Genomic DNA, 11,947 nt, shown 5'->3' on the forward strand with positions numbered 1-11,947 from the left:
TTAGTGAAAATAATTTCGAACTTCTGAAATAAAATATAATGATCCGGTAAAAATAAGAATATCATCGGATGACATTTCCTGTGTCACTTTGACTAATCCATCTTGCCACGAATCTACCGTGTCAAACTTCGTCGAATGTTCACTAATATCAGTTGTATCAATTGATGGACGTTGCTTATACGGTGCCGCAAAGGACGTTAAAATCACTTTTACATTTGGCAATCGTAATAATTTATCCACCATTTTTTTTGCCTGTTTATCCGCCAAAATTGCCACAATCAAATACACCTGCTGTTGAGAAAAATCGGTTTCAATGGTGGTAATCAATGCATCGATAGCTGGAACATTATGTGCACCATCAATAAAAATTGCCGGTTGCTCATTGATGAGTTCCATTCTACCCGGCCAACGGGTTTCCTTAATTGCTTTTTTCATACTCTTGATACTAGGCACCATTGTTAAAACTTGACTTAACTTTAAAAACGACTGAATTGCAATGGCAGAATTTTGAATTTGAAATTCTCCCACCATCGATAGCTCAAGCTGCATCTTTATCCGCCCTGAGCGAAAAGTATACTGTGGATAAATTGAAGTTCGTTTGTTAGTTACTACTTGGTAATCTTTTTGCCATTCACTTAGTTCTGACTGAGATTTATTTGCTACCGTCTCAATTACCAGTCTCGCTTCATCAGGAACATTACCTAAAACCACTGGAATTTTTGGCTTGATGATACCTGCTTTCTGGTCAGCTATTTCACTCAATGTATCACCTAGGATTTGCATATGATCCATACCAACTGTGGTGATAATCGACAAGATTGGCAAAATGATATTGGTTGAATCATAGGTGCCACCAATGCCAACTTCAACAATCACTATATCCGGTTGAATTTGTCCAAAATACATAAACATTAAGGCAGTGACAATTTCAAATTCAGTTGGTCCACCATCAATATCCGCTTGATCCATGTCCAAAATTATTGGTTCAATCTCTTGTACAATTTTCAGTAATGCTTCGTTACTGATTGGATTTCGATTCAAACTAACCCGCTCATTAAAACGAGTAATAAATGGTGAAGTGAAAGTTCCCACTGATAATCCTTGTTCTAATAAAATCGACGTCAAATAGGCAACTGTTGACCCTTTACCATTAGTCCCAGTCACATGAACCATCTTTAAACTATCTTGTGGGTTCCCCAGTTGTGCCATCAAACGACTCATCCGATCAAGGATTGGTATTTTTTTAAATTTCTGTCTACCGTGAATAAACGACAATGCTTCTTCGTAGTTCTTTATCATATTTAACTTCCTAAAAATGGCCGCGGCCAAAATTAAATTTGTCTCACGGCCATTCTATTTTATTTCTGTAACATTAACAATCTAAATTGATTATTAAGCATTTTCAAGACTCAAAAGTCGATCTTTTGCGGCTTGTAGCTTTTGTTCCCATTCAGTCTGTTTAGCACGTTCTTCTGCAACAACAGCTTCTGGAGCGTTGGCTACAAATCGTTCATTTCCTAGCTTTTTCTCGGAACGTTGAACTTCTTTAGCTAAACTATCAATTTCTTTAGCAAGCTTAGCCTTTTCTTCGTCTAAATCAACCAATTCAGCCATTGGAATGTATACTTCAGCACCGGTAATAATTGCGCTTAACGCCAATTTAGGTGCTTCAATATCTGTCCCAATCTCTAAGGCTGATGGATGGCAAAAACGTTCGATATATTCTTTGTTATTTTCAAACACTGTACCTAAATCTTTGGAGTCGACTTTAATCAACAAATCAACTGGACTAGACATTGGTGCTCCGGCTTCATTACGAATGTTACGGACTGCTTTGATCAAATCAATCAGATGATTCATTTGTTCAGATGCCTGAGTATTCTCAAATTTAGCATTTACTTCAGGATAGGGAGCATTGACAAGGGATTCGCCAACGTGTGGCATACTCAACCATAGATTTTCAGTCACAAACGGCATAATTGGGTGCATTAATTTCAACGTTTGATCCAATACGTAAGCTAAAATATTACGCGTATTGGCTTTTTGTTGTTCATCCCCACCATTTAATTTTTCTTTGGACATTTCAATATACCAATCACAGAAATCGTTCCAAATAAAGTTATACAAAATTCGTCCAGCTTCACCGAATTCAAACTTATCAAAGAGGCGAGTCGTTTCAGCAATCGTGGTATTTAATTGATTTAAAATAAATTGATCCGCTAAGTCCCATTCAGATTCAGCTGGCAAGGTTGGCACATCCATCTCGCCCAAATTCATAATAACATAGCGACTTGCGTTCCAAATCTTGTTGATAAAGTTCCAAGCGGCATCCATTTTAGTATAGCTAAAACGTACGTCTTGGCCTGGTGTTGAACCGGTAGATAAGAACCAACGAAGCGCATCAGCACCATACTTTTCAATTACGTCCATTGGGTCGATTCCATTTCCAAGTGATTTACTCATCTTACGACCTTGTTCGTCACGAATTAAGCCATGGATTAAGACGTTTTTAAATGGTCGACGTCCAGTAAATTCTTTACTTTGGAACATCATACGAGCTACCCAGAAGAAAATAATATCATAGCCCGTAACTAGGGTGTCTGTGGGGAAATAGCGTTTGAAGTCTTCGCTATCTGTATCAGGCCAACCCATTGTTGAAAATGGCCAGAGTGCACTAGAGAACCAGGTATCCAAAACGTCTGTTTCTTGTTCCCAGTTTTCAGGATCAGCAGGAGCTTCCATGCCAACGTAGACTTCACCAGTTTGTTTATGATACCAAGCGGGAATTTGATGTCCCCACCACAATTGACGTGAAATTACCCAGTCGTGAATATTTTCCATCCAACTTGAAAAAGTATTTTCGAAACGTGGTGGCACAAAGTCAACACGATCATCACCATCTTGGCCATCCAAAGAGGCTTTAGCCAAGGGTTCCATCTTAACAAACCATTGCGTTGACAAACGTGCTTCAACTTGAACCCCAGTCCGTTCAGAATGGCCAACCGAATGGACAATTGGATCAATACTCAACATAAATCCACCGTCTTCAAGATCTTTGACGATTGCTTTCCGAGCTTCAAAGCGATCCATGCCTTCATACTTACCGGCGTTGGCATTCATCGTGGCATCTTCGTTCATGGTATTGATACGTTCCAAATTGTGTCGATTACCCACTTTAAAATCATTAGGGTCATGAGCAGGCGTAATTTTAACCATCCCTGTTCCAAACTCTGGAGTAACATATTCGTCGGCTATAATTTCAGCTTCACGGTTAACAAGCGGAACAATCACTTTTTTACCAACTAAATCCTTATAGCGTTCATCACTTGGGTGGACAGCAATTGCCACATCCCCAAACATAGTTTCTGGACGCGTAGTCGCAATTTCAATGTAATCTTTGCCATTAAAAGTCGTTCCGTCAGTGAATGGGTACTTAACATGGTAAAATGCCCCTTCATCATCTTGATGAATAACTTCAATATCAGATAAAGCTGTCCGGGCTTGTGGGTCCCAGTTAATAATATATTCGCCACGATAAATTAAATCCTTGTTATATAAATCAACAAAGACCTTGCGAACGGCTTTGTTAAGTCCTTCATCTAACGTAAAGCGTTCACGGTCATAGTCTAATGACAAGCCAAGTTTGGCCCATTGTTGGTGAATAATTTCAGCATATTCATCTTTCCAGTCCCAAACTTGTTGAACAAACTTTTCACGACCTAAATCATAGCGAGAAATTCCTTGTTCACGAAGTCGTGCTTCAACTTTAGCTTGTGTGGCAATTCCAGCATGGTCCATTCCTGGCAACCAGAGAGTATCAAACCCTTGCATCCGCTTTTGACGAATAATCATATCTTGTAGAGTTGTATCCCATGCATGGCCTAAATGAAGCTTTCCAGTAACATTGGGAGGCGGAATAACGATTGAATATTTGTGTGCATTTTTATCTTCATTTGGTTTAAATAAGCCTTGGCTGATCCATTGTTCATAACGACCAGCTTCAACTGATTTGGGATCATATTTGGTCGACATTTCAGTTTCTTTTGTCATAAAGTTGGAGCTCCTCTCTTTTTTACATCTACAAAAAAAGAAACCCGTCCTTGGAATAGGACGAATTTCTCGCGGTACCACCTAAATTGGGGAAAAATCCCCCTCTTTATCATGTTAACGGAATGCTCCGGATATTCTTACTGACGTTCAGAATATCAGCTCACAAGTTACCTTCAGTAGTTGGGGTGAAAGACATCTCATCGTATTGCCTTTTTTCTGAACACGACCCGACCACTTACTTTCTTGTTCGATGCTTATTGATAAATATCATAGTCAAAAATAGTTGCGACGTCAATAGCTTAAAGCAATTTCTTCATTGCATTAATTGCTGCCAAATAATTAGGCTCATCGGTTTGTTCTTCGACAATTTGACGATAAACAATCACGCCCTCGGCATTAACTAAATAAATTGATCGAGCTAAGACGCCTGCTGTTGGTACTAATAGTTTCATTTCGTAGCCAAAAGATTGTTCTGAATCGGACATCATATCCATATTCTCAACACCTTCAGCCGCACACCAAGCAGCTTGTTCTTGTAATGTATTCATGGAAACTGTTATAAAATGCACATCTTGATATTGGTCCATGGTTTGATTAAATTTCTTCGTTTGTAAACTACATACTCTCGTATTAATATCTGGTACGACACTAATCAAAGTCGCTTTTCCCAGTAAATCACGAGTTTTAACCTTTTGTTTATCCGCATTATATAACTTGAAATGTGGTAATTCTTCACCGACTTCTGGTGGATTCCCTACAAGTTGTTCAGCAACACCATTTCGTTTGATTTCCACTATGTTCACTCCTCTAATATGTTACTAGTATCAATATCATGAATTGCTATAAAGTTAACGCAAATAATGCTTTTTTGCAAGTAAAATCCTGATAAAAAAACTCTTAAATTTACTGATAAAATTTAAGAGTTTCTTTGATTAGAGTAATTCTGCGAATGCATCTGCTTCTTGGTTAAGGAATTCTTCTCCAGCTTTAACTTCTGAAATTTTGATTCCATCAAGAGAACGTTGCATTAGGCCATCAATATCTAAACGTTGTTCGTAAATTCTAGTCCGTTCAAGATTAGGACGAGTTTTTGGACTTGGTGGCGCAAAAATCGTACAACAATCCTCAAATGGCAGAATAGATAAGTCATAAGTGTCGATATCTTTAGCAATTTTGATGATTTCATTTTTATCTAATGAAACTACGGGACGTAAGATTGGTAAAGTGGTCACATCATTGATGGCCATCATACTTTCCATTGTTTGTGAGGCAACTTGACCCAAAGATTCACCGTTAAAAATTGCCATCCCATGTCTTTTCAACGTGAGTGCTTGCGTTAAACGAAGCATCATTCGCCGTTGCACTGTCATCAAATAACCTTCTGGAACAATTTCCTTAATGGTTTCTTGAATCTCAGTAAATGGAACTTCAATAAATTTAATCGAACCACTGTACCGAGCCATCTTACCCGTTAATTCTTTGGCCTTAGCGAGTGCTTGTGGGCTAGTATATGGTGGACTAAAGAAATGAACCATTTCCATCGAGACACCACGTTTCATCCCCAGGAAGCCAGCAACTGGTGAATCAATCCCACCAGAAAGCATTAGCATTCCCTTGCCACCAGTTCCAACTGGTAATCCACCAATACCTTGAATTGTTTCACTCGAAAGAAAAATTCCGTTATTTCGTATTTCAACTCTCAAAGTTAATTCAGGATGGTGAACATCAACTGATAGTTGGTCAAATTGTTCTAATAAGTACCCACCAAGGCGCATATTCATTTCATTCGTGTCAATTTCAAATTCATGATCTGAGCGTCGGGTATTCACCTTAAATGTCATAGGTTCATCACCCAGTTGTTCCTGAATCATTTTAACGGCCATTTCAGCGGTCGCTTCAAATGTTCGTTCGACTTGAATTGAAGGTGAAAAGTTTTGAATTCCAAATACTAGCTTTAAGCGATTCATCACTTCATCGCTATTGGCACCATTAAGATCAACATGCAACCGATCGCGATTAGCATGCACTTTCACTTCGGGAAATTCATGCAACACGTTACGCACGTTCGAACCTAACCGATCAATAAAAGTTTGTCGGTTTTTCCCCTTCGTCGATAATTCGCCATAGCGAACCATAATTTCTGAATACTGCATTCACCGTTACCTCCTTTAAGCCATAATCTTTCCAAAGCCTGCATATAATTGATCAAATACTCGGTTAAACTCCTCAGCTTCTGCCAAGGTGTTTTGGTCACCTAAACTCACACGAACAGCACTAGTTGCCACATCATCAGCCACGTTCATTGCCTTCAGCGTACTTGAAGCCAGATGCTTTTTGGATGAACAAGCACTTGTTGTTGAAATATAAATTCCTTGTTCTTCAAACGCGTGCACAATCGTTTCGCCTCGCACACCTTCAATGGCAAAGCAGAGAATATGCGGAGCAAAATTAGCCGTGTCCTCTGAAAAAATTGTGATGTTTCGCAGTCCTTGAATATGATTCAATATCGTTTGTTTAATGGTTAATTCTCGTGCGACAGCCTCTTGTTCATGATCTAACAGTAATCTTAAAGCTTTGGCCATGGCAGCAATTGCAGGAACATTTTCAGTTCCGCTGCGCAAATTGCGCTCTTGACCACCACCAGTTAGTAATGGAGCGATTTTTCTGCCAGCACGCGCGTATATAAAGCCGGTTCCTCTTGGCGCATGGAATTTATGACCAGAGAAAGTCACAAAATCAACTCGATCATTCATAATTGCATCTTGCAGTCCCTTACCAATTCCTTGTACCGCATCAATATGAAAGTGAATTTTTGGATAGTCTTTGAGCACATCAGCAACTTCCACTAATGGTTGTTCGGAACCAATCTCATTATTGACCGCCATCACAGAAACTAATATTGTATCGGGGCGAATAGCTGCCTTTAAATCTTCAACTGAAATTCTGCCGTGCTCATCAACTGGTAAATAGGTCACATCAAACCCTAGTTCTTCCAATTGTTCCATCGAGTTTTGAATCGCTGGATGTTCAATTGTTGTGGTAATTAAATGTTTACCAAATTCTCGTTTTTCAAATGCCGTTCCTTTAACGACCCAATTGTCGCCTTCAGTTCCACCACTGGTAAACAATATTTCACCAGGGTTGGCCCCTAATAATTTGGCAATTTGCGCACGGGATTGTTCCAGCAAGTTCCAGGCTGATTCCCCAAACTTATGCAAACTAGATGGATTACCCCACACTTGTTCGCTTACCTTTGCATATGTTGACACAACTTCTGGGAGAGCTTGTGTCGTTGCACTATTATCAAAATAGATCATTATTTCTTCCTTCTTCGGTTAAACACTCTGTCATACAAATGAGTACCAGCCGTGCAGGATGTGCGCTTAACAGGGATAGACTATTAGGCGCTGATTCGACTCCATCCAAAACAGAAACAGTATATCAGAATTTTTAATCATTTAATAGATATTTATCTTAGAAATTATTTATTTTCATTTTAAATTGCGTTTCAAAGAACCATCGAAACCGTTAATCTCAAAAAATGTGAACAAAAAAGCTATGACAACTAACTAATTTGTCATAGCTTAGATTGAGTTATTTACCGTAATAATTATCTTCTAAGCGCTTATAAGATCCAGGTTCAACCTTATCAAGCACCGTAGCGATTGTTTCAAGACTAGCTGAATAATCGTAATCTTCATCAAACAATTTCTGTGCCTTTTGCACGGCAGCTTCAACTTCAGCGTTATTTTCACGTAAGCGATTTGCATATTGAAGTAGTCTTTCTGCTAGCTGTGCACTATCTTTAACGTCATTGGTTTGTTCTTCCAACGTTTCTAAGTCAGATTGAACAATCAATAATTGCTTAGTAATATCTTCCATATTAATTTTAATTTTATTAATATCAGAGTCTAATTTCTTAATTTCATCACTGACAACAAAGAAATATTCCAAATATGCTTTTGGTAGACCGGGTAGATTAAGGCCTTCAATATGTCGTTTGATGCCATGAATATCAATAGCAAATTGTCGTAAAGTTTCCTTTGCACGGCGTTCATCGTTTTGTAGTCCAGAAACACTGTCGTTAATTTCAGTTTGTTGTTTTTCAATTTGCTCCAACTGAACCAAAGCTTCTTGTTGTCTAGCTAAAATGTCACTATCAACGGCTTGTTTAGCTTCAATTGCATTCAAATCATTTTGATAGTCCTTTTCCAGTTGGCGGATTTGTTCACCCAATCCTCTGGCAGTCTCTAACTCCCCATGATCTAACGTGTAGTTTTGACCCAATCGGTCTAGTTCCAACATCAATTCATGATTTTGATTTTGAGCATGAATAATAAACTTGGACACTTGTGGCATAATTTCAGTCACCTGTGGGCGTGCGTCAATTTCTGTTTGCATCAACTCATACAAATGATCAATTTGGCGTTCAATCGTTTCGTCAGCTTTCGTAACTGCATCGACATCGAGATCTGCCAACTTACCCAGTACTGCCACTCGTTGTGTTTCCACATTAGCAATTTGAGTTTCAATATTGCCATCATTAAAGTTGAAATCATCCCCAACAAGTTTAGTATAACCTGCTTTGAGTTCTGCTAGTTGGTCTGCATAATCAGACTGGAGCTTTTTGTACAGGCCAGGAATAACACTGATTAATGACTCCAAATGATTAGTGTTAACTTCCAAAGTTGCAAGAATTTCTTTAGCCGAGGCGTGATCGCCATTTGTCGTCAACGTACTAAATTTATCAAATTCATCCTCTAATTTTGAGAGTTCATCCTCCAAATTATCAATACTGTCACCAAACTTAAAGTTTTGTGACAATAATTGTTTTCTTAGTTCTTGATATTTCTTTTCCAATTTAGAAACAGCTTGTCGATGTTTTTGGTCAATTTTTTTGAAATCATTTAGAGTTTCACGTGTTTGAGTCACATCGTGTTGGGCCACATTAACTAGATTGTCCAGCATTTTAACGTCACTTTGCGTCTTAATAACGTTAATACCCTTAATTTCACGGGCAATATTATCAGCCAGTTCGTCAATTGCTTTAAATTGCTCATTTCTAATTTGATCAAAACTAGTTTGTAATTGTTTAAATTCTTCTAATGACTCTCCAGTTAAGCTCATCTTTAAACCCGATTGCAATTCCTGCTCAACATGGAGTTCAACTAACCTGTATTTTTTTGCTTTGATATCGTTCACGCGATTAGTCGTTGTCTTCCGAAATATGTATAAGCCACCGACGATAATTGCTGCGATAATAATTAACCCAATTAAGACTTGCAGCATGTAATTTACCCCACCCTCAAAAATAGATACGTATAGTTTGCATTTTAATAGTAAATTTATTAAAATTCATTTTACTTAAAATTATAACATAGACGAATTTATGGTACACTACGTTTTTATTAAGAATTGATTAGGAGTTATAAATTATGACAGAATCACTACTGAATCAGCAATTAGATGCACTTTTATTTGAAGAAACTAATACCATTTCTAACATGTCAAACGCCTCTGCGTTACTATTTCAGACATTAGCAGACGTTAATTGGGCCGGATTTTACCTTTATGACGCCAATAACAATGAATTGCATTTGGGACCCTTCCAAGGAAAAGTTGCCTGTATGCATATCAAAAACGGTTCCGGTGTCTGTGGGACCGCACTAGCAACCCAATCGATTCAACGCGTGGCTAATGTACATGAATTTCCTGGTCACATCGCTTGTGACAGTGACTCAAATTCAGAAATTGTTATTCCATTATTTACCCAAGATGGATCACCAATTGGTGTTTTAGACATCGATTCAGCTAAACTCGATCGTTTTTCTGCAGCAGATGAACAAGAACTTGCTAATTTTGGCAAAGTTTTATTACAACATATTGACTAGCACCTACATTTTGAGGTATACTGGCGTTTGTGTAAAATAGTGCAGCAGTATGCGGGTAAGCTCGTCAACAGATTGATGCCATCATGGTTCAGCAAGTAACCTAAGCTGTAAAGGTGAACGCTGCAGAACAATCTGCACGAATATCGCGCTTACGTTCGGATTATTTTACTCCAAAAAATATTTGGAGGACTACAATATGTCTCGTTATACAGGTCCAAGCTGGCGTCTTTCTCGTCGTCTTGGTGTTTCACTTTCAGGTACTGGTAAAGAATTAGCTCGTCGTCCTTATGCTCCTGGTGATCACGGTCGTGATCGTCGTAGCAAATTGTCAGAATACGGCTTACAACTTCAAGAAAAGCAAAAGTTGCGTTTGACATACGGAATGACTGAACGTCAATTCTCTAACTTATTTGTACGCGCCGGTAAAATCAAAGAAGGTACTCATGGTACTAACTTTATGGCTTTACTCGAACGTCGTCTAGACAACATGGTTTATCGTTTAGGTTTGGCAACTACTCGTCGTCAAGCTCGTCAACTTGTTAATCACGGTCATATCACCGTTGATGGCAAACGTGTTGATATTCCTTCATACGAAGTTACCGTAGGCCAAGTAATTGGTGTACGCGAAAAGTCAAAGAACTTGGTAATCATTGCAGCTGCTGTTGAAGCCGTTGTTGGTCGCCCTTCATATGTTGAATTCGATGCTGATAAGCTCGAAGGATCATTAGTTCGTATCCCAGAACGTCAAGATATGGACGCAGAAATTGATGAATCATTAATCGTTGAATATTACAACAAACTATAATTCATTAGATTTTAAAAAAGTTGATTACATTTTATGTAATCAGCTTTTTTTCTACCCTATTAGTCTCGTATCACCCAAATTTGATAAATATTAATCAAATCAGCGATTGTAGCCTGAATGATATCAAATTGATCCTCATTACTAAAGAAACCGTCATGACGAGGCCATTCAATTCCAACCATAAATTCAGCGGATTTAACTTTGGAATATCTGTCAATGTAGTTACTTGTATTCTCCAGCAGTTGCATGCCTTTTGTAGTATGGTCGCCACTGACTCCATATTTATCATTTAATTGCTGAATTGCGGCTTCTGAATCTTGCAAATATTTAGCATTAAAAGGATTTGCTTTGGATTCTGACAACAGGCAAAGTTTCAAAAACATTCGATCATCCCAAAAGCCCAGTTCAAAATGAGGATCTTTTTTGTAACCACGTTTGTTGGGGCCAAAAGCAATCCAAGTATCGACCGGTGGATTTACAGTTCTTCTCGCATGCTTGGCGACATGTTGATACACTTGGAGACCTTGCTTTGAAAAATAATCATGTAATTGTTCTCCAGTTTTTTCAAATTTTGGATCAATAAATTCTCTAATTTTACCTAGTCTACCTTGTAAGGTTAAATCTTCGAAAATAATAAAATCTGATTCATCATACATAATATCACTCGTTTCATTTAATCAATTTACATCATGGTATAATAGATATGACTAAAATGAAAGGAGCATAAGTTATGTCAAGCAATAATCCGATTCCTGAAGATGAACATCTGCAAAATGCAATTTATGGAACTCCCAAGGTCAACCCAGATGAGCAGAGAAAATATCTGGGTACTTTCCGTGAACGAGTGGGATTAACAATCTCCGTTAAAGAATTAAGTTCACGTGATTGGACCAATGAATTTAGCCAAGAACTGGCACAAGATTATGTTCAAATCATTTTTATTAATGGTAATTTACCACAAGAAAAAATTAATCCATATATCATGATTGCCTCTAAATCAGGGATTAATTTTACGATGAAAACTAACCCTGAATTTCGAACAGAGCCAGATAACTTTGCGATTGTAGTTGCGAACAAACAGGCAATTCACATCTCTCCTGTTGACATCACATCCAAATATCCAGTTGCCACTGAACCTGACGTGGATACACCCAAACAATCATTTTGGAAAAAATTATTTAAATAAAAGAGGTAAAATTCT

The 11,947-nt window shown here is 38.1% G+C and carries 10 protein-coding genes and 1 other annotated feature; of the genes, 3 read left to right on the forward strand and 7 right to left on the reverse strand.

What is annotated here, in order from left to right; all coding sequences use genetic code 11:
* The 6 genes from F0161_RS08345 to ezrA all read right to left on the reverse strand — a co-directional run bounded on the left by F0161_RS08345 (nt 1) and on the right by ezrA (nt 9,339).
* Nucleotides 1-1,299, reverse strand: coding sequence for a bifunctional folylpolyglutamate synthase/dihydrofolate synthase (locus F0161_RS08345; protein WP_137601576.1), 1,299 nt, complete (start codon nt 1,297-1,299; stop codon nt 1-3).
* 93 nt (nt 1,300-1,392) lie between these two features.
* Nucleotides 1,393-4,050: a valine--tRNA ligase gene (locus F0161_RS08350; protein ID WP_137601575.1), complete on the reverse strand. Its 2,658-nt coding sequence runs from the start codon at nt 4,048-4,050 to the stop codon at nt 1,393-1,395.
* Between the two features lie 53 nt (nt 4,051-4,103).
* Nucleotides 4,104-4,310: a binding site (T-box leader), on the reverse strand.
* Between the two features lie 39 nt (nt 4,311-4,349).
* Nucleotides 4,350-4,844 carry a peroxiredoxin gene (locus F0161_RS08355; protein ID WP_137601574.1) on the reverse strand — a complete coding sequence of 165 codons (495 nt, stop codon included), beginning with the start codon at nt 4,842-4,844 and terminating at the stop codon, nt 4,350-4,352.
* 138 nt (nt 4,845-4,982) lie between these two features.
* Nucleotides 4,983-6,203, reverse strand: coding sequence for a tRNA uracil 4-sulfurtransferase ThiI (gene thiI, locus F0161_RS08360; protein ID WP_137601573.1), 1,221 nt, complete (start codon nt 6,201-6,203; stop codon nt 4,983-4,985).
* Nucleotides 6,204-6,218: 15 nt separating this feature from the next.
* Nucleotides 6,219-7,367, reverse strand: a complete 1,149-nt coding sequence (locus F0161_RS08365) for a cysteine desulfurase family protein (RefSeq protein ID WP_150204293.1) — start codon at nt 7,365-7,367, stop codon at nt 6,219-6,221.
* Between the two features lie 277 nt (nt 7,368-7,644).
* The gene (gene ezrA / locus F0161_RS08370; protein ID WP_150204294.1) at nt 7,645-9,339 is read right to left on the reverse strand and encodes a septation ring formation regulator EzrA; all 1,695 of its coding nucleotides are present in this window, start codon (nt 9,337-9,339) and stop codon (nt 7,645-7,647) included.
* 146 nt (nt 9,340-9,485) lie between these two features.
* On the opposite strand from ezrA, the gene F0161_RS08375 reads away from it, so the two are divergent.
* Nucleotides 9,486-9,941, forward strand: a complete 456-nt coding sequence (locus tag F0161_RS08375; protein ID WP_137601570.1) for a GAF domain-containing protein — start codon at nt 9,486-9,488, stop codon at nt 9,939-9,941.
* A 196-nt stretch (nt 9,942-10,137) separates the two neighbouring features.
* Entirely contained in the window at nt 10,138-10,746 is a 609-nt protein-coding gene (gene rpsD, locus F0161_RS08380; protein ID WP_137601569.1) for a 30S ribosomal protein S4, read from the forward strand.
* A gap of 59 nt (nt 10,747-10,805) precedes the next feature.
* Here the strand turns inward: rpsD and F0161_RS08385 are convergent, their stop codons facing one another.
* Nucleotides 10,806-11,402 carry a DUF1054 family protein gene (locus tag F0161_RS08385; protein WP_137601568.1) on the reverse strand — a complete coding sequence of 199 codons (597 nt, stop codon included), beginning with the start codon at nt 11,400-11,402 and terminating at the stop codon, nt 10,806-10,808.
* A gap of 74 nt (nt 11,403-11,476) precedes the next feature.
* On the opposite strand from F0161_RS08385, the gene F0161_RS08390 reads away from it, so the two are divergent.
* Nucleotides 11,477-11,932 carry a YueI family protein gene (locus F0161_RS08390; RefSeq protein WP_150204295.1) on the forward strand — a complete coding sequence of 152 codons (456 nt, stop codon included), beginning with the start codon at nt 11,477-11,479 and terminating at the stop codon, nt 11,930-11,932.
* Nucleotides 11,933-11,947 lie beyond the last annotated feature (15 nt).

This window comes from Paucilactobacillus nenjiangensis (assembly GCF_008632615.1).
Taxonomy (GTDB): Bacteria; Bacillota; Bacilli; order Lactobacillales; family Lactobacillaceae; genus Paucilactobacillus; species Paucilactobacillus nenjiangensis.